Genomic DNA, 18,928 nt, shown 5'->3' with positions numbered 1-18,928 from the left:
GCCTTGAGGCTCTCGTAATCAAGGCCATACGCAGCCAGCCCGCCCACCTTGAAGTTCTCGATGACGATATCCGACTTGGCCGCCAGCTCGCGCACCAAGCGCTGGCCTTCCGGCTGGGTGAAGTCGATGGTCACCGAGCGCTTGTTGCGGTTGGCCGACAGGTAATAGGCCGCCTCGCTGGTGTTCTCGCCTTGAGCGTCCCGGAGAAAGGGCGGGCCCCAGGACCGCGTGTCGTCACCAGTCCCCGGACGCTCGACCTTGATCACGTCGGCTCCGAGGTCAGCGAGGATTTGGCCAGCCCAGGGGCCGGCCAACACGCGCGAAAGATCCAGCACCCGCAAATGTGATAGCGCACCCATGGACGGGCTCCTCAATCAATAGAAAGCCTGGATGCCGGTCTGCGCGCGACCAAGGATCAACGCATGGACGTCATGAGTACCTTCATAGGTATTGACCACCTCCAGGTTGACCAGATGACGGGCCACGCCGAACTCGTCGGAAATACCGTTGCCACCGAGCATGTCACGGGCCAGGCGCGCGATGTCCAGGGCCTTGCCGCAGGAGTTGCGCTTCATGATCGAAGTGATTTCCACCGCCGCGGTGCCTTCGTCCTTCATTCGCCCCAGACGCAGGCAACCTTGCAGGCCCAGGGTGATTTCGGTCTGCATGTCCGCCAGCTTCTTCTGGATCAGTTGGTTGGCAGCCAGCGGCCGGCCGAACTGCTGACGGTCCAGGGTGTACTGGCGAGCAGTGTGCCAGCAGGCTTCGGCAGCCCCCAGGGCGCCCCAGGAGATGCCGTAACGCGCGGAGTTGAGGCAGGTGAACGGACCTTTCAGGCCACGAACATCAGGGAAAGCGTTCTCCTCCGGCACGAACACGTTGTCCATGACGATTTCGCCAGTGATGGACGCACGCAGGCCAACCTTGCCGTGAATGGCGGGAGCACTCAGGCCCTGCCAGCCTTTCTCGAGGATGAAACCACGGATATCACCGGCATCATCCTTGGCCCAGACCACGAAGACATCGGCGATCGGACTGTTGGTGATCCACATCTTGCTGCCGCTCAGGCGATAACCGCCGTCCGCTTTCTTCGCCCGGGTGATCATCGATCCTGGGTCGGACCCATGGTTGGGCTCGGTCAGGCCGAAGCAACCAATCCACTCGCCGGAAGCCAACTTGGGCAGGTATTTCTGTTTCTGAGCTTCACTGCCGAATTCATTGATCGGCACCATGACCAGCGATGACTGCACGCTCATCATCGAGCGGTAGCCGGAGTCGATACGCTCCACTTCACGGGCAATCAGGCCATAGCACACATAGTTCAGGCCGCTGCCACCATATTGCTCGGGGATGGTCGCTCCGAGCAGGCCGACTTCACCCATCTCACGGAAGATCGCAGGGTCGGTCTGCTCATGACGGAAGGCTTCCAGCACGCGCGGAGCCAGCTTGTCCTGGGCGAACTGATAAGCACTGTCACGCACCATGCGCTCTTCTTCAGTGAGCTGTTGGTCGAGCAGCAGTGGGTCGATCCAGTTGAAGCTTGCTTTACCGGCCATGAGCGAAATCCTCGAAAAGTGGGACCAGGGTTCTTGTGCATTGATCCTAGGCCCGATCAGTCCGTGGGACAAACGAGGATTGCGCACCATCTTGTGATATTTTCTCACTTCGTAATTCATGACTCCGGCAGTCCACGGCCAAATGAGTGAGGTTGACGTACATGCGACGCAAGATCCCCAGTACCGCCGCGCTGGTCTGCTTTGAAGCAGCGGCCCGCCACGAAAGCTTTACCAAGGCCGCCCGGGAACTAGCGCTGACTCAGGGCGCCGTCTGTCGCCAGATCGGCGGCCTGGAGGACTTCCTCAATGTGGAACTGTTCCGACGCTCGCATCGGGGCGTGAAACTTACCGAAGCAGGGCTTTCCTACAGCCGCCAGGTGGCCGCCCAACTGGACGCGGTGGAGCGCGACACCCTGTCGGTCATGCGCCAACAGGGCGCCAACGTGATAGAACTGGCAGTAGTGCCCACCTTCGGCACGCAGTGGTTGCTGCCACGCCTCAAGGACTTTCAACAACGCCACCCGGACGTCACGGTCAACCTGACCAACCGCACGCGTCCCTTCCTGTTCGCCGACACCGCCTTCGATGCCGCCATTTACTTTGGCGATGCCGACTGGTCAGGCACTCAGTCCCACCGCCTGATGGGTGAAAATCCGATGCCGGTGTGCAGCCCCTCGCTGCTGGAGGGGCAGTGCGGGATCGACGCCGAACGCATCGCAAGCCTTCCGCTGCTGCAGCAGACCACGCGCCCCTACGCCTGGAGGCAATGGTTCGACAGCCTCGGCATGAGCGTGGACCGGGACATGACAGGCCCGCGCTATGAGCTATTCTCAATGCTGGCTCAGGCCGCCATGCACGAGATGGGCATCGCCTTGATTCCGCCGTTCCTGATCCAGCGCGAACTGGAGGAGGGCAGGCTGGTGATCGCCAACCCCCACGCCCTTGCGAGCGCCAAGGCGTACTACCTGATGATTCCTGAGCGCAAGGTAGAATCGGCTTCGCTACGGGCTTTTCGCGACTGGCTGGTAGAGCAGGCTCAGCGCTACACCGCGTCACAGAAGGGCCAGGCCGCTACCCGACACTTGTAGTCAATTATTTTAAACGCCTACAGATATAATTATTTGTCGCAAATAGACAAACTGTTCAGGTGATCACAAAAAATCGCTTAACCCTCCTGAATACGTGGCTTTCGGCGCTATTTTCGAGACATATAGACATCTGCGCGGATTTTTCTCGAAAATTTATTATTTTTTCCCCTAATCTCCCAATAGCCCGTGTTTGACGGGTTGCAGCCGAATAGTTGCGACATACGGTCACAGGGTGACTTGTAGTTTTGAGATCGTATCGCTTCAGAACTGGTTGAAGCCCTTCAGGTTCGTCTGCAAAATGCTCCGCCCGCCTCGGATCAGGCGGGTTTGTGCTGATCGGCCGCCCCAGACGCACCATCCGTAGTGCGCTGGTTTACCAATACAAGATCACGCAGGAGAAAAGTCGTGCACATTGGTGTTCCTCTCGAAACGCAGACGGGTGAGACACGGGTTGCCGCTACCCCGGAAACCATCAAGAAACTGGTCGCCCAAGGGCACCAGATCACCGTCCAGCGCGGCGCTGGCGTCAATGCCAGCATTCCGGACACTGCCTATGAAGCCGTGGGCGCCTCCCTCGGCAGCGCTGCCGATGCCTTCGGCGCTCAACTGGTTCTGAAGGTAGTGGCCCCGGACGACAGCGAACTGGCCCAACTCAACCAGGGCGCCGTCCTGGTGGGGATGCTCAACCCGTTCAACGACGAGTTGATTACCCGGATGGCCGAACGCGGCATCACCGCTTTCGCCCTCGAAGCGGCCCCTCGCACCTCCCGGGCCCAGAGCCTGGACGTGCTGTCATCCCAGGCCAATATCGCCGGCTACAAGGCCGTGCTGCTGGCGGCCCATCATTACCCACGCTTCATGCCCATGCTGATGACAGCTGCCGGCACCGTCAAAGCGGCCCGGGTACTGGTACTGGGCGCAGGTGTCGCGGGCCTGCAGGCCATCGCCACCGCCAAACGCCTGGGCGCAGTGATCGAAGCCTCGGACGTCCGTCCGGCAGTGAAGGAGCAGATCGAGTCCCTAGGCGCCAAGTTCATCGACGTGCCCTACGAGACCGACGAGGAACGTGAGTGCGCCGAAGGCGTAGGCGGCTACGCGCGTCCGATGCCGGCCAGCTGGATGCAGCGCCAGGCCCAGGCCGTGCACGAGCGCGCCAAGCAGGCCGATATCGTCATCACCACTGCCCTGATCCCCGGTCGCAAGGCGCCGACGCTGCTCAGCGCGGAAACCGTGGCACAGATGAAACCGGGCTCGGTGGTCATCGACCTGGCAGCGGCCCAAGGCGGCAACTGCCCGTTGACCGTAGCCGACCAGGTGGTGGTGGAGCAGGGCGTGATCATCGTCGGCCCGACCAACTTGCCCGCCCAGGTGGCCGCCGATGCCTCGGCGCTCTATGCGCGAAACCTGCTGGACTTCATGAAGCTGCTGTTCGACAAGGACGGCGCGCTGGCGATCAACCTCGAAGACGACATCGTCGCCGCGTGCCTGATGTGCCGCGACGGTCAGGTCATCCGCAAGAACGGATAAGGAGCCCGACATATGGAAGACATGCTGATTTCGGATGGCATCTACAACCTGATCATCTTCGTGCTGGCGATCTATGTCGGCTACCACGTGGTGTGGAACGTCACACCCGCCCTGCATACCCCGTTGATGGCCGTCACCAATGCCATCTCGGCGATCGTCATCGTCGGCGCCATGCTCGCTGCCGCGCTGACCGTCACAACGGCCGGCAAGGTCATGGGGACCCTGGCTGTCGCCCTAGCAGCGGTCAATGTGTTCGGTGGCTTCCTGGTCACCCGGCGCATGCTGGAAATGTTCAAGAAGAAAACCAAGAACGAGGGGCAGAAGTAACCATGAGCATGAACCTGGTAACGCTTCTCTATCTGGTCGCCTCGGTGTGCTTCATCCAGGCGCTCAAGGGCTTGTCCCACCCGACCACCTCCCGCCGCGGCAATGTCTTCGGCATGCTCGGCATGGCCCTGGCGATACTCACCACCATCGGCCTGATCTACAAGCTTGGCGCCGAGCTTGCCACTGCGGGGATTGGCTACGTCATCCTCGGCTTGTTGATCGGCGGCACCGCCGGCTCGATCATGGCCAAACGCGTGGAAATGACCAAAATGCCCGAGCTAGTCGCCTTCATGCACAGCATGATCGGCCTGGCCGCGGTGTTCATTGCCATTGCCGCGGTACTCGAGCCACAGTCGCTGGGCATCGTCACCCACATGAGCGACCCGATCCCCACCGGTAACCGCCTGGAGCTGTTCCTTGGTGCGGCCATTGGCGCAATCACCTTTTCCGGTTCGGTCATCGCCTTCGGCAAGCTCTCGGGCAAGTACAAGTTCCGCCTGTTCCAGGGCGCACCGGTACAGTTCAACGGCCAGCACAAGCTGAACCTGATCCTGGGCCTAACCACTATCGCCCTGGGGCTGCTGTTCACCTTCACCGGCCATTACAGCGCATTCACCCTGATGCTGGTGCTGGCCTTCATCATGGGCGTGCTGATCATCATCCCAATTGGTGGCGCCGACATGCCGGTAGTGGTGTCGATGCTCAACAGCTATTCGGGCTGGGCAGCGGCGGGTATCGGTTTCTCGCTGAACAACTCGATGCTGATCATCGCAGGTTCGCTGGTCGGCTCTTCCGGTGCGATCCTCTCGTACATCATGTGCAAGGCGATGAACCGTTCGTTCTTCAACGTCATCCTGGGTGGTTTCGGCGGCGCCACCGATACGGGCAGCGTAGGCGGTAGCCAGGAAGCCCGACCAGTGAAATCCGGTTCGGCCGACGACGCCACCTTCCTGCTGAGTAACGCCGACACCGTGATCATCGTCCCCGGTTACGGCTTGGCGGTCGCCCGTGCCCAGCACGCACTCAAGGAACTGACCGAGAAGCTGACCCACAACGGCGTGAATGTGAAATACGCCATACACCCAGTGGCGGGCCGCATGCCCGGACACATGAACGTCCTGCTGGCCGAGGCCGAAGTACCGTACGACCAAGTGTTCGAGATGGAGGATATCAACGCCGAGTTCGGCCAGGCCGACGTGGTATTGGTGCTGGGCGCCAACGACGTGGTCAACCCGGCTGCGAAGAACGATCCGAAGTCACCGATCGCTGGCATGCCGATCCTCGAAGCCTTCAAGGCCAAGACCATCATCGTCAACAAACGGTCGATGGCCAGCGGCTATGCCGGCCTGGACAACGAACTGTTCTACCTGGACAAGACCATGATGGTCTTCGGTGATGCCAAGAAGGTCATCGAAGACATGGTGAAGGCCGTCGAATAAGGCGGCTTCACAGCTGTGACAATAAGCCCCAGAGCGGCAACGCCTGGGGCTTTTTCGTCCCTGCCTGACCGACAGAAGGCTCTATTTCCGGCCTTCGCATTCGACCTTGGTCGCGGGACGGCGCCGGGCGAAAATAATAGACTGCTCATCTAAGGGTCCGTTGACGTTTCATTCCAGCCCTAACTTCAGTAGCCCGAGATAACAATCCATGTACCGTGATCGTATCCGCTTGCCCTCCCTGCAGGGCAAGGTAATGAGTGCGGCTGATGCCGCTGGCCTGATTCAGGACGGCATGACCGTCGGCATGAGCGGCTTTACCCGCGCCGGTGAAGCCAAGGCTGTCCCCCACGCCCTGGCCGAACGCGCCAAGCAGTCACCCCTGAAAATCAGCCTGATGACCGGCGCCAGCCTGGGCAATGATCTGGACAAGCAACTGACCGAGGCCGGTGTCCTGGCCCGTCGCATGCCATTCCAGGTCGACAGCACCCTGCGCAAGGCCATCAACGACGGTCAGGTGATGTTCATCGACCAGCACCTGTCGGAAACTGTCGAGCAACTGCGCAACCAGCAACTGAAGCTGCCGGATATCGCGGTCATCGAAGCAGTCGCCATCACCGAGCAGGGTCACATCGTGCCGACCACCTCAGTGGGCAACTCGGCCAGCTTCGCGATCTTCGCCAAGCAGGTAATCGTCGAGATCAACATGGCGCACAACGCCAACCTCGAAGGCCTGCACGACATCTATATCCCGACCTACCGGCCAACCCGCACGCCGATCCCGCTGGTGAAGGTCGATGACCGCATCGGCAGCACCGCGATCCCGATCGACCCAGCCAAAATCGTCGGCATCGTCATCACCGAGCAACCTGACTCGCCGTCCACCGTGCTGCCGCCGGATCACGAAACCCAGGCCATCGCCGACCACTTGATCGCTTTCTTCAAACAGGAAGTGGCGCAAGGACGCATGACCAACAAACTTGGCCCATTGCAGGCCGGCATCGGCAGCATCGCCAACGCGGTCATGTGCGGCCTCATCGAGTCGCCATTCGAAGACCTGACCATGTACTCCGAAGTGCTGCAGGACTCGACCTTCGACCTGATCGACGCCGGCAAGCTGAGCTTCGCCTCGGGCAGCTCCATCACCCTGTCGAGCCGTCGCAACGCCGACGTTTTCGGCAACCTGGAGCGCTACAAGGACAAGCTGGTGCTGCGTCCGCAGGAAATCTCCAACCACCCTGAAGTGGTCCGCCGCCTCGGCATCATCGGTATCAACACCGCCCTGGAGTTCGACCTGTACGGCAACGTCAACTCAACCCACGTTTGCGGCACCCGGATGATGAACGGCATTGGTGGTTCCGGCGATTTCGCCCGCAACGCCCACCTGGCCATCTTCGTCACCAAGTCGATCGCCAAGGCTGGCGCGATCTCCAGCGTGGTGCCGATGGTCAGCCATGTCGATCACACCGAACATGACGTGGACATCCTCGTCACCGAACAAGGCCTGGCCGACCTGCGCGGTCTGGCACCTCGTGAACGCGCCCGCGCCATCATCGACAACTGTGTCCACCCGGATTATCGCGAAGCGCTGAACGACTACTTCGCCCGCGCCTGTGAACGTGGCGGCCACACTCCGCACATCCTGCGAGAAGCCCTGGCCTGGCACGAAAACCTGGAAGAAACCGGACGCATGCTCGCCAGTTGATTCCAGCACAGTGGAGTGGTCTCTGGAGTGCAATGCCCAGCGGCCACTTCACTGCTCCAGCTGTTACTAAAAAAATTGTACTACTGTACCGGTAAATACCCTGGTCACGGCCTAGCAGAATCCCTTCAAAACCCCAAAAGCGCACCATGTCGGTGCATACCAGTACAGTTTCGTCATTTTCGAGTGCAACAGCAGGGTTAAACAGTTAACTGGACCATCTTAATGTAGTTGAACTGTATCTACTGTTATGGACGACAGGGGAGGATCATTGGCATCAGTTAAATCACTACCTCATGCCGCCATAAGCGGAAGGATGACATCATGGAACGTACCCTCAGTTCCGACCTGGCTTTCGAAAACAACGTCCAATCCAACGCCTCGCTGCCGCTGCGCGCTCTGTCCAGCCTGCTGCTGTGGCAACGCCGCATTTCCAGCCGCCGCCAGCTGGCCCGTCTGGATGCCCGCCTGCTGGCCGACGCCGGTATCAGCGAAGCGCAGCGTTATGAAGAGCTGAGCAAGCCGTTCTGGCGTTAAGCACAGGCTCGCCGACCTGGTCGGCACCGCGAATTCCGAAAACCCGCTGCAGGTGACTGCAGCGGGTTTTCTTTTGGGCGCATTGAAATAGAGCCATTTCTCAAAGAAAATAACAGTTTTTAAAAACAAAAAATCGACAGGTACAGTTGAAAAATCTTGCTACCAACCCTCGTATCTCATGACACTTCACCACGTGATACGCTTAAAAAAAGTAACAGCTTGGTGAAAAGTACCGCATCAAGCTGTGCGTGCGTCTGATAGCAAGTACTACCCCGAGCCTACGCAGGAGTTCATCGATCATGTCCCGTTCCCACTTGTTTGGCGCCGCTTTGCTGCTGGCTTTTGCCGCAACCGCCAACGCCTCGAGCTTCGTCGTCACCACTGATGCAGTCGTACGTGGCGTCGCCGCGTCCACCGATGCCACTTCGGATCTGTCTTCCTCTTTGCGTGACAACAAGATCGTGCGCGCCGCCCGTGACGACGCGGCCACCTTCGTCGGCAGCGAAGGCTCCATCCGTGGTGTGAAGCTGGAAAGCGCCTTCGCCCACATCCGTCAGCAAATGCCATCCCTGCAAGCCAGCGATGCGCAATTGGCCCAAGCCATCCTGGCACTCTGAGCCCTGACACCGTCTCCCGCTGCGCTGGCCTTGGTCAGCGTATTCGGGATAGCCTTGCCGCCGCCCTCAACCACCAGCCTTCGATACCCATGCGCTTCCTGTTGCCACTGCTGTTCATCACACTTGCCGGGATGGGCAGTGCCCATGCCATGGATGCCTCCACCCAAAGCCTCGTCGTGAGCGGCTATGTCACCAGCCAGGTGACCACTGCACCTTTCGACCGCAAGCTGGTGCTGGAGGCCCGCGACGATGCCGCGGCGTTCGTTGCCAGCAACGGCATGATTCGCGGAGCACGCCTGCAAGCCGCGCTCCTGTCCTTGCGCCAGGTATACCCACAACAATCTGTCGGCGACCTTGAACTGGCACAGGCAATTCTCGTCCAATGACTACACCTGACTCCCTGTATTGTTCGGAGATGCTCCATGCGTAAACCGCTGATCGCCGCCACCCTCGGCTTCCTGTTGCTGGCCGATGTGGCCCAGGCACAAACCCTGGTGGCCACCAGCAATATCATCGTCCGCGCCTTTGGCCGCTCGATCGACTTCACCTCTGACACCACCACCTCCATCCGTGATGCCAAGGTCGTGCGCGAGGCCCGTGACGATGCCGCCAGCTTTGTCGCCAGCCAGGGCGATATCCGCGGTGCCCAGCTAGAAGCGGCGTTCGACACCTTGCGCCAACGCGTCCCTGAAGCGCGCGACGCAAGCGACCAGGTACTGGCCGAAGCTATTCTCGCCCTGTGAGGAGCCCCGTGCGGGCCTGGCTGCTCGGCTGCGTCCTGACGCTACTCAGCACGCCCGCCCTGGCCGCCCTGCAGCTGGAGCTGCAGGCCAGCGGCCTCGATCCGCAACAGCAGCAGGCCACCCAGGCATTGCTGGATGAGGCCCTGAGCAAACTCCCGCCACGATTCAAAGAGGGCCTGGACCGCCGCATCCAAGTCAGCTGGAGCGGGCGCATGCGCGAGGACGCCTATGGCCAGGCCTCGCTGGCCTCCACCCTGGAACTCAACCGCCGCCTGCTGCCAGGGCTGGTCGACGGCAGTGCCGCTCGTCAACAGACTGGCCGGCCGCATGGCACGGTGCGCCAGGAACTGTTGGCCACCGTCTTGCACGAGCTCACTCACATCTACGATCGCGCACGCCTCTGGCCAGCCGCGGAGCGCCATCTGATCACCCGCTGCAAGCGCCAGTACGGCAGCCTCGGCAAGATCGGCCTGCCTGAATCATGCCGTGGCCAAACCGAACGCCGCTTCACCCTCAGCGACAACCCACGCCTGCTCGACCTGGCCGGCTGGCCACAGTATGTCGGCCGCCGCGGAGAACGCGAACAACACAACCGCCAGGTGGTGCGCAGCCCTGACAGCTATGAGTTGAGCAGCCCCAAGGAGTTCATCGCGGTCAATATGGAGTACTTCCTCCTCGACCCGAGTTTCGCTTGTCGGCGCCCGGCCCTGAACCAGTACCTCAGCGAACACTTCTCCTGGGCGCCTGAGCAGGCCAACTGTGCCAAGGGCCTGCCATTCCTCAATGCTGGCAATGATTTCGCCCGGCAGCCGCTGGGCGAGATCGACCCGGAGCGGGTCTACTCAGTCGACTACCTGCTGGCCGAAGCCAACCAGAACTGGGTCAGCCGCTGGGGCCACAGCATGCTGCGCCTGGTGATCTGCGCGCCCGGCCGACCACGGGGGCCAGACTGCCGCCTGGACCTCGACCAGCACCTAGTGCTGTCGTACCGCGCCTTTGTGAACGACTTGCAGCTGTCCAGCTGGGATGGCCTGACCGGTGCCTACCCATCGCGCCTGTTCGTCCTGCCGCTGGGCCAGGTCATCGATGAGTACACCAAGACCGAACTGCGCAGCCTGGCCTCGATTCCCCTCAAGCTCAGCCGCGAAGAGCTGGAAAACCTGGTGCGCCAAGCCGCAGAGATGCACTGGAGCTACGACGGCAACTACTACTTCCTGTCCAACAACTGCGCGGTGGAAACCCTCAAGCTGCTACGCAGCGGCACAGGTAACCCGCGCCTGAGCGACCTGGACAGCATCATGCCCAATGGCCTGCTGGAAGTGCTGGAGGGTCGCGGCCTGGCGGACACCAGCGTGCTCGACGACCCTCGCGAGGCCTTGCGCCTGGGCTACCGCTTCGACTCTTACCGGGACCGCTACCAAGCGATGTTTCAAGTGCTCAAACAGCAGTTGCCGATCCCCCAGACAGCAGTCGAGGGCTGGCTGGAGCAGGACGCCGAACAGCGCCGACAGTGGTTCGAGCGCGCCGACCTGCGCACCAGCGCCGCCTTGCTCCTGCTCGAACAAGCCAGCCTGCGCCGCCAACTGCTACTGGCCCAGGACGAGGTCAAGCAACGCTACCTGAGCGCCCGGGCCCTGAACGACCGCAGCATCGACAAGGCCAACGACACCTTGCAGCAGATCCTTGCCAACAGCGGCTTCCTCAGTCGCCCGGCGGAATTGCTTGGCACCAAGGGCTATGGCCTACCCCAGGCCGACGAGCGCAGCCAGCTGAAGCAGCTCAGCGCCGAGCGCCAGCAGCAATTGCATCGCCTGAGCACTGACCTGGACAAGGAAGTGCGTGCCTTGCTCGAGCCGGCCAGAGCCAAGGAAATCGAAGCCGTGGAAACCAATATCCAACAGGTCGGCGAACACCTGCGGGCCTTGCACAAGGCAGCCGGCGGCCTGCAATTGCCCTAAAGATTTTCTTCAGGCTCACCGGGTAGGTGTTCATCCAGGTGCAACCAGGGCAAGCGGCTGGAAGTCCAGATGTGCCGCTGAGGCCTGGCCAGCTCCGGCTGATCGAGCGTGGCGACGGTAATGTCGATGGTCTGCGGGCTGTGCAGGGTGGTCAGCGCCACATGGGCACCACAATGACCACAGAAGTACCGGGAACAACTGGCCGGCGCGGTGTAGCGCTGCGCCGTGCCCGCCAGCCACTCAAAGCCCTCGGCGGGCACCGTAAGCCAGGTGACCACCAGGCCGCCACTGACACGGCGGCAGACCGAACAATGGCAGTGGGCGATATCCGCCAAAGGCCCTTCGAACCGATAGCGCAAGGCGCCGCAATGGCAGCCACCCTCATGGCGTTCCTCCATCCGAACGACCTCCCGTCGCCTTTCGATCAGCGAAAGCTAGCTGAAAGCTTCCGCTCTTAGGATAGCCCCACCACCGGCACCAGACCGGTCAGCCAGGGCAGCCGAAACATTCCACGCCCGGCCCAATCAACAACAACAATGGTGATACTGATGTCTTCCTGCACCCGCCTTCTCGCTGTACGCCCCCCGCGACTCCTTGCGCAGCGCCTGACGCGCTGATCCGCCCGAATCGTCTTTCCTTTCGCCGCGCCACGCCTGGAGTACTGTCATGCTGACCTTCCTCGGCTTTGCCATGGTCATCACCTTCATGTATCTGATCATGACCAAGCGCCTTTCAGCCTTGATCGCCCTGATCCTGATACCGATCCTGTTCGCCTTGTTCGGTGGCTTCTCCACCAAGATCGGCCCAATGATGCTCGAGGGCATCAGCAAGCTGGCACCCACCGGTGTCATGCTGATGTTCGCCATCCTGTATTTCGCCTTGATGATCGACTCCGGCCTGTTCGACCCGGCCGTGCGCAAGATCCTCAAGCTGGTCAAGGGCGATCCGCTGAAGGTCTCGGTCGGCACCGCCGTGCTGGCCCTGGTGGTCTCCCTCGACGGTGACGGCGCCACCACCTACATGATCTGCGTGGCCGCCATGCTGCCCCTGTACAGCCGCCTGGGCATGAGCCCGCGGATCATGGCCGGGCTGATCATCCTCGCCGGTGGCGTGATGAACATGACCCCCTGGGGGGGCCCCACCGCCCGCGCCGCCAGCGCCCTGCATGTCGACCCCTCGGACATCTTCGTGCCGATGATCCCCGCCATGCTCTTCGGGGTCATGGCGATCCTGGCCATCGCCTACATGTACGGCAAGCGCGAGCGTGCGCGCCTGGGCGAACTGCACCTCCCGGGTGACGAGATCGACCACAGCGAAATCAGCGTCTCGCAGTTCCCGGAGGCCCGCCGGCCGAAGCTGATCTGGTTCAACGGCGCCCTGACCCTGGCCCTGATGGTCGCGCTGATCTCCGGCCTGCTGCCACTGCCGGTGCTGTTCATGATCGCCTTCAGCATCGCCATGATCGTCAACTACCCCTGCCTGCAACAGCAGAAGGACCGTATCTCCGCCCACGCCGGCAGCGTCCTGGCGGTAACCGGGCTGATCTTCGCTGCGGGCATCTTCACCGGCATCCTGTCCGGCACCGGTATGGTCGACGCCATGTCCAAGAGCCTGCTGGCGGTGATCCCTGAGGCGCTTGGCCCGTACCTGGCAGTGATCACGGCCATCGTCAGCATGCCGTTCACCTTCTTCATGTCCAACGACGCCTTCTACTACGGCGTGCTGCCGGTGCTGTCCGAAGCCGCCAGCCACTACGGCATTTCCCCGGTGGAAATGGCCCGGGCGTCGATCGTCGGACAGCCAGTGCACCTGCTGAGCCCGTTGGTACCCTCTACCTACTTGCTGGTAGCGCTGGCAGGCATCGAGTTCGGCGATCACCAGCGCTTTACCCTGAAGTGGGCAGTGCTGGTCTGCCTGTGCATAATGCTCGCCGCGCTGCTCATGGGGATTTTTCCACTGTTCAGCAGTCTGTAAGAAAACAGCATCACCCAACCGCGATGCGCCCTCCGCCTGGGCGCGTCGCCTTTATCGTTCGAAGGAATACACATGGAATGGCTGACCAGCCCGGAAATCTGGGTTGCCTTTTTTACCCTCACAGCGCTTGAGATCGTTCTCGGTATCGACAACATCATCATGATCTCCATCCTGGTCAGCCGCATGCCCAAGCACATGCAGCCTCGCACCCGGATCTTCGGCCTTGCGCTGGCCATGGTCACGCGCATCCTGCTGTTGCTGTCGATCACCTGGGTCATGCGCCTGACCGACGACCTCTTCGTCGTCCTGGGCGAAGGCATCTCCGGCCGGGACCTGATCCTGTTCTTCGGTGGCCTGTTCCTGCTGTGGAAAAGCTCGCAGGAGATCTACCACGGCCTGGAAGGCGAGGACGAAAGCCCGGACGAACCGAAAGGGGCAGGGGGCAAGTTCCTCTACACCATCATCCAGATCGCCATCATCGACATCGTGTTCTCCCTCGACTCGGTGATCACCGCAGTGGGCATGGTCTCCCACGTTCCGGTGATGATCGCCGCGATCATCGTCGCGGTGCTGGTGATGATGCTCTGCGCCGGTGCCATCAGCAATTTCATCGACAAGCACCCGTCACTGAAGATGCTCGCCCTGTCGTTCCTGATCGTGGTGGGTACGGTGCTGATCGCCGAATCCTTCGACGTGCATGTGCCCAAGGGCTACGTCTACTTCGCCATGGCCTTCTCCCTGGCTGTGGAAGCCATCAACATCCGCATGCGCACGGCCATGGCGCGCAAGCGCGGCACAGAGCACGATGCGGTGAAACTTCGCAAGGACATCCCGGGTCAGTAAACCTGGGGAATGCAAAAAGGCCTTCGGGTGGGGCTGCTACGCAGCCCTATCGCGACACAAGGCCGCTCCCACAGAGGGCCTGCAAGGTCTCTTGTGTGCGGCCTTGGGTCGCGATAGGGCGCGCAGCAGTGGCCCCAAACCATACGACAGATGTCTTAAGTGAACAGCATTAGCCTTCTGGCCTTTTTTGTAACCGTCTGGCCAGGCTCCTAATTACTGCGATTCCCAGGCCAAATATTTCAAAATTGTTTCAGCCTGTGCGATGCTGGCAGTACGGCTCTTGGCCGACTACAGCTTAAGTGAGCACTGGGAAAAACGCCTTTCTCCGGGCCAGGCTCACGGCGCCACCACTTGTCCCGCTGGGGCATCAAAAGGGGGTCCTTCAACATGCTGACCCTGCTCAACCTGCTCTCCGCCGTCGCCCTGCTGATCTGGGGCACGCATATCGTGCGTACCGGCGTCCTGAGGGTGTACGGGTCGAATCTGCGGCGAGTGCTGAGCCAGAACATGGCCAAGCGCCCCTTGGCCTTCATCGCCGGAATCCTGGTGACTGCTCTGGTGCAAAGCAGCAATGCCACCGCCATGCTGGTGACCTCCTTCGTCGGCCAGGGCCTGATGGCGATGACGCCTGCCCTGGCGATCATGCTTGGTGCCGATGTGGGTACCGCACTGATGGCACGGGTTCTGACGTTCGACCTATCCTGGCTGTCGCCACTGCTGATCTTTCTCGGGGTGATCTTCTTCCTGTCCCGCAAGCAGACCCGTGCCGGTCAGTTGGGCAGGGTCAGCATCGGCCTGGGGCTGATCATTCTCGCCCTGCAACTGATCGTCGAAGCCGCGGCACCAATCACCCATGCGCAAGGCGTGAAGGTGTTGTTCGCTTCACTGACCGGCGACATCCTGCTCGATGCCCTGGTCGGCGCATTGTTCGCCCTGATTTCCTATTCCAGCCTGGCCGCCGTGCTGCTCACGGCCACCCTGGCCGGTGCCGAGTTGATCAGTCTGCCGGTGGCCATCGGCCTGGTGATCGGTGCCAACATCGGCAGTGGCCTGCTGGCCTTCCTCAGTACCAGCATGCAGAACGCGGCTGGGCGGCGGGTGGCACTGGGCAGTCTGCTGTACAAGCTGATCGGGCTGGTACTGGTGATCCCGGTGCTGGACCCGCTGGTGCAGTGGATGGACCAACTGAGCTTCAGCCCCCAGGAACTGGTGATCGGCTTCCACCTGCTCTACAACACCCTGCGCTGCCTGCTGATGCTGCCCACGGTCACGCCCATGGCCCGGCTGTGCAATACCTTGCTACCGGAGCGCGAAGAAACCAACGGCCGAGCCCGGGCGCGCCACCTGGACCCCGGCGCCCTGGATACCCCAAGCCTGGCCCTGGCCAATGCGGTGCGCGAAACCCTGCGCCTGGGCGATATCGTCGACAGCCTGCTCGATGCCATGCTCAGCGCCCTGCGCGGCACCCAGGCCGCCATGCCCCAGCAGGTGCGCAGCCTCAATGAAGATGCCGAGGCCCTGTACAACGCCATCAAACTGTACCTGGCACAGATGCCCCGGGAAGACCTCAGCGATCAGGACAACCGACGCTGGGCAGAGATCATCGAGCTGGCGATCAACCTCAAGCTGGCCAGTGACCTCATCGAACGCATGCTGCGCAAGGTCCAGCAGCAGAAGACATCACAACGGCGCGAGTTTTCCGAGATAGGCCTGCAAGAGTTGTCCGGCCTGCAGGAGCAACTACTGTCCAATCTGCGCCTGGGCCTGTCGGTGTTCCTCAGCGCCGATCCCGAAAGCGCCCGCCAGCTGTTGCGCGAGAAGCGCCGCTTCCGCGCCCGGGAACGGCGCCTGGCCCATGCCCATGTCAGCCGACTGCAACGCAAAGTGGTACAAAGTATCGAGACCAGTTCGCTACACTTGGAGCTGATCGCCGACATGAAACGTTTGAACTCTTTGTTCTGCAGCAGTGCCTATGTGGTACTAGGCGGCTCCGACACCGGCGGGCTATTGCTCGACAGCGTCCCTGACGAACCCCGCCTGTCCTGACCTGCATACACCCTCGGATACTGGCCTGGAAGCTCGCCATGCGTTGCCTGTTGCTCATTTGCCTGTTGACCTGCAGCCTGCCCAGCCTTGCCCTCGACCGTTCCCAGGTCGAGGGCTATCTACTGCCCAACGGCCTGCAGGTCATCCTCAAGTCCGGCTATGAGCGCGACCATGTGGCGATCCGTCTAGTGGTGGGCGTCGGCCTGGACGACTTCGATTGCCAGCAGCGGGAGCTACCGCACCTGCTCGAGCACCTGCTGTTCAGCGGTATCGACGAGACGGGCGAGGGCGGCCTGGAAGAACGCATGCAAGCCTTGGGTGGCGAGTGGAACGCCTACACCAGCAGCGCCGACACCACCTTCGTCATCGAAGCCCCGGCGCGCAACCAACGCAAAGTCCTCGACCTGCTGCTCGCCGCGATTCGCGACACCCGCATCGACGCCCAGGCCTTGGCCACCGCAAAGAAGATCATCGAGCGCGAGGATGGCGGCCACTATGGGCACCTGCAGCGCTGGCTCGACCGCCAGGACATCGGCCACCGCGCCAGTGACCAACTCGCCGTCGAACTCGGCCTCAAGTGCGCCGAACGCTCCTCGCTCGACGACATGACCCTGGAGCAGGTCGAGGCGCTGCGCAACCATTGGTACGCCGCCAACAACATGTCCCTGATCATCGTCGGCGGGCTCGACCGCCTGCTACCCGCCTACCTGGAACGCACCTATGGGGAGTTGCCAGCAGTCGAGCCGGAAGAACGGCGCAACCTGGAAAGCATCAGCCAGCAGGCCGAGCAGCGCCGCGACCTGATCCGCGGCTGGCTAGGCGAGAACGTCAGGCTGCATTGGCTGTTCATCGAGCCGGTGCTGGACAACGACCACGACCAAACCCTGGAACTGCTCTCACGCTACCTGGATTGGGCGCTCTATGACCGGCTTCGCCTGCGCCACGGCTTGTCCTATGGCCCCTCCGTCCAGCGCGAGAGTTTTGGCGACAGCGGCATGTTGAGCCTGAACGCCGACCTCGAACGGGAGGATATCGATGACGCGGTAAGTGTGCTCCAGCAACTGTTCGATGACCTGCGCAAGCACGGCCTGGACCCGGACACGTTCGAGCGTATCAAGCAGGCCGCCATCGCTCGCGAAAGCTGGACTACCCAAGGCAACAGCGCCCTGGCCGACTATTACTGGGGTGCGCTGAACGACTACACCGACGGTCGCGTCAAGGACCCGGTGCGGAAAATGCGACAGGTCAGCCTGGAGGAGACCGACCATGCCCTGCGCGAGCTGCTCAAGGCGCCAGGCTACCTGCGCATCGAGAAGCCGCTGCTCGGCTACGACGAACTGTACGGCCTGGTGGCGCTGATCCTGGGACTGATCCTTGCCATCGGCCTGCTTCGCCGTCGCCGCCGCCCGGCGCCGCGCCCCAGTGGTGCTACACGCGAGCCTTGAAACAGCGGTATTCTATCGGGGTTTCCATTCCAGTTGTCATCCATGCCCCCACTACCTCATTTCATCCTGCGCTTGATCGAACTGCTCAAGCGCTATCCCGGTGTCATTGCCCTTGGCGGCTTCCTCTCAGGTATCGGTAGTTTCATCCTGGTCGATCGCCAGGCTGGCCTGGCCAGTTGGATCGCCATCCTGATGCTGGTCAGCTGGGTCTGGCTGATGCTGGAGAACACCCTGACCCGGTTGTTCAGCAGAGCCTTCAAGCGGGAGATACCGCAACCGCTGCTGCGCTACGCCACGCAGATGATCCACCAGGAAAGCCTGTTCTTCGTCCTGCCGTTCTTCTTCATCACCACCACTTGGAACAGCGGCCAATTGGTATTCACTGGCCTGCTCGCCGCAGCCGGTCTGATCTCGATCATCGACCCGCTGTACTACAGGTGGCTGGCACCTCGGCGCTGGCTGTTCTTGGCACTGCATACCCTGACCCTGTTCGCGGCCTTGCTCACAGCGCTGCCGATCATCCTGCACCTGACCACCGCGCAAAGCTTCAAGCTGGCCCTGATTGCCGCGATGGTGCTGTCCTTCCCGAGCCTGGCCAGCAGTTTCCCGATCACTCATTGGCGCCGGGCCGTGGCCCTGGTGGTAGTGACCCTGGCGGTAGGCTGCGGGGGCTGGCTGTTACGCTCCTGGGTCCCACCGGCCACCTTGTGGATGAGCGAAGTGGCCGTCAGCACCGAGGTCCAGAACCGCCAGCCCGGCGCATCCCTCAAGGAAATCGGCGCCAGCCAGATCCGCGCAAGCGGCCTATACGCCTACACGGCGATCAATGCCCCACGCGGGCTGAACGAGCGGATCTACCACGTGTGGCAGCTGGATGGCAAAGAAGTCGACCGCATCGCCCTGGACATCCACGGCGGCCGCAAGCAAGGCTACCGTGCCTGGACCCACAAGCGGAACTTCCCACCCAACCCGGTCGGCCGTTGGCAGGTGCGAGTACTGACCGAGGACGGCCAAGTGATTGGAGTGCTGCGCTTTGAGGTGGTGGACGACCGGCAGGCATCCGCATCTTCTGCGACCGGCAATCCAGGCACCCGCTCGCAACGCCCGATGTAGGCGCCAACGTCAGCAG

18 protein-coding genes (1 of these 18 running past the window's edge) are annotated in these 18,928 nt (G+C 61.7%); 15 read left to right on the top strand and 3 right to left on the bottom strand.

Annotated elements, in window-relative coordinates:
• Together ACYU03_RS00615 and ACYU03_RS00610 are read right to left on the bottom strand one after the other, a co-directional pair.
• Positions 1-359: the beginning of a CaiB/BaiF CoA transferase family protein gene (locus tag ACYU03_RS00615; RefSeq protein WP_461887606.1), read on the bottom strand. It extends 862 nt beyond the left edge of the window; 359 of the gene's 1,221 nt are visible here — the first part of the coding sequence; its start codon is at positions 357-359; its stop codon lies beyond the left edge, outside the window.
• Between the two features lie 15 nt (positions 360-374).
• Entirely contained in the window at positions 375-1,556 is a 1,182-nt protein-coding gene (locus tag ACYU03_RS00610; protein ID WP_461887605.1) for an acyl-CoA dehydrogenase, read from the bottom strand.
• Positions 1,557-1,717: 161 nt separating this feature from the next.
• Between ACYU03_RS00610 and ACYU03_RS00605 the strand changes: the two genes are divergently transcribed.
• From ACYU03_RS00605 to ACYU03_RS00560, 10 genes are all read left to right on the top strand, one after another.
• On the top strand, positions 1,718-2,644 hold the full coding sequence (locus ACYU03_RS00605) for a LysR family transcriptional regulator (protein ID WP_461887604.1): 927 nt from the start codon (positions 1,718-1,720) through the stop codon (positions 2,642-2,644).
• Between the two features lie 405 nt (positions 2,645-3,049).
• Positions 3,050-4,171, top strand: a complete 1,122-nt coding sequence (locus ACYU03_RS00600) for a Re/Si-specific NAD(P)(+) transhydrogenase subunit alpha (RefSeq protein ID WP_461887602.1) — start codon at positions 3,050-3,052, stop codon at positions 4,169-4,171.
• 12 nt (positions 4,172-4,183) lie between these two features.
• Positions 4,184-4,498, top strand: coding sequence for an NAD(P) transhydrogenase subunit alpha part 2 (locus tag ACYU03_RS00595; protein WP_461887601.1), 315 nt, complete (start codon positions 4,184-4,186; stop codon positions 4,496-4,498).
• 2 nt (positions 4,499-4,500) lie between these two features.
• Positions 4,501-5,937, top strand: coding sequence for an NAD(P)(+) transhydrogenase (Re/Si-specific) subunit beta (locus ACYU03_RS00590; RefSeq protein ID WP_461887600.1), 1,437 nt, complete (start codon positions 4,501-4,503; stop codon positions 5,935-5,937).
• A 208-nt stretch (positions 5,938-6,145) separates the two neighbouring features.
• On the top strand, positions 6,146-7,639 hold the full coding sequence (locus tag ACYU03_RS00585) for an acetyl-CoA hydrolase/transferase family protein (RefSeq protein ID WP_461887599.1): 1,494 nt from the start codon (positions 6,146-6,148) through the stop codon (positions 7,637-7,639).
• 321 nt (positions 7,640-7,960) lie between these two features.
• A complete protein-coding gene (locus ACYU03_RS00580; RefSeq protein ID WP_461887598.1) occupies positions 7,961-8,173 on the top strand; it encodes a DUF1127 domain-containing protein in 213 nt (70 codons plus the stop codon).
• A gap of 299 nt (positions 8,174-8,472) precedes the next feature.
• Positions 8,473-8,790, top strand: coding sequence for a DUF2388 domain-containing protein (locus ACYU03_RS00575; protein ID WP_461887597.1), 318 nt, complete (start codon positions 8,473-8,475; stop codon positions 8,788-8,790).
• Positions 8,791-8,879: 89 nt separating this feature from the next.
• Positions 8,880-9,176: a DUF2388 domain-containing protein gene (locus ACYU03_RS00570; protein WP_461887596.1), complete on the top strand. Its 297-nt coding sequence runs from the start codon at positions 8,880-8,882 to the stop codon at positions 9,174-9,176.
• A gap of 36 nt (positions 9,177-9,212) precedes the next feature.
• Positions 9,213-9,533, top strand: a complete 321-nt coding sequence (locus ACYU03_RS00565) for a DUF2388 domain-containing protein (RefSeq protein ID WP_461887594.1) — start codon at positions 9,213-9,215, stop codon at positions 9,531-9,533.
• 8 nt (positions 9,534-9,541) lie between these two features.
• A complete protein-coding gene (locus tag ACYU03_RS00560; protein WP_461887593.1) occupies positions 9,542-11,491 on the top strand; it encodes a DUF7844 domain-containing protein in 1,950 nt (649 codons plus the stop codon).
• Here ACYU03_RS00560 and ACYU03_RS00555 read toward each other — a convergent pair.
• The gene (locus ACYU03_RS00555) at positions 11,488-11,889 is read right to left on the bottom strand and encodes a GFA family protein (protein WP_461887591.1); all 402 of its coding nucleotides are present in this window, start codon (positions 11,887-11,889) and stop codon (positions 11,488-11,490) included. The genes ACYU03_RS00560 and ACYU03_RS00555 overlap by 4 nt on opposite strands.
• A 268-nt stretch (positions 11,890-12,157) precedes the next feature.
• Here ACYU03_RS00555 and ACYU03_RS00550 point away from each other — a divergent pair, with 268 nt between their 5' ends.
• The 5 genes from ACYU03_RS00550 (at position 12,158) to ACYU03_RS00530 (ending at position 18,912) form a co-directional block, all read left to right on the top strand.
• Entirely contained in the window at positions 12,158-13,465 is a 1,308-nt protein-coding gene (locus ACYU03_RS00550; RefSeq protein WP_461887590.1) for a CitMHS family transporter, read from the top strand.
• A gap of 72 nt (positions 13,466-13,537) precedes the next feature.
• Entirely contained in the window at positions 13,538-14,308 is a 771-nt protein-coding gene (locus ACYU03_RS00545) for a TerC family protein (RefSeq protein WP_461887589.1), read from the top strand.
• Positions 14,309-14,695: 387 nt separating this feature from the next.
• Positions 14,696-16,354, top strand: coding sequence for a Na/Pi cotransporter family protein (locus ACYU03_RS00540; protein ID WP_461887587.1), 1,659 nt, complete (start codon positions 14,696-14,698; stop codon positions 16,352-16,354).
• A 38-nt stretch (positions 16,355-16,392) separates the two neighbouring features.
• Positions 16,393-17,799: a M16 family metallopeptidase gene (locus ACYU03_RS00535; RefSeq protein ID WP_461887586.1), complete on the top strand. Its 1,407-nt coding sequence runs from the start codon at positions 16,393-16,395 to the stop codon at positions 17,797-17,799.
• A 42-nt stretch (positions 17,800-17,841) separates the two neighbouring features.
• A complete protein-coding gene (locus ACYU03_RS00530; RefSeq protein WP_461887585.1) occupies positions 17,842-18,912 on the top strand; it encodes a DUF5924 family protein in 1,071 nt (356 codons plus the stop codon).
• Positions 18,913-18,928 lie beyond the last annotated feature (16 nt).

The organism is Pseudomonas sp. X10, from assembly GCF_054889225.1.
This window is presented reverse-complemented; position numbering and strand designations above follow the sequence as displayed.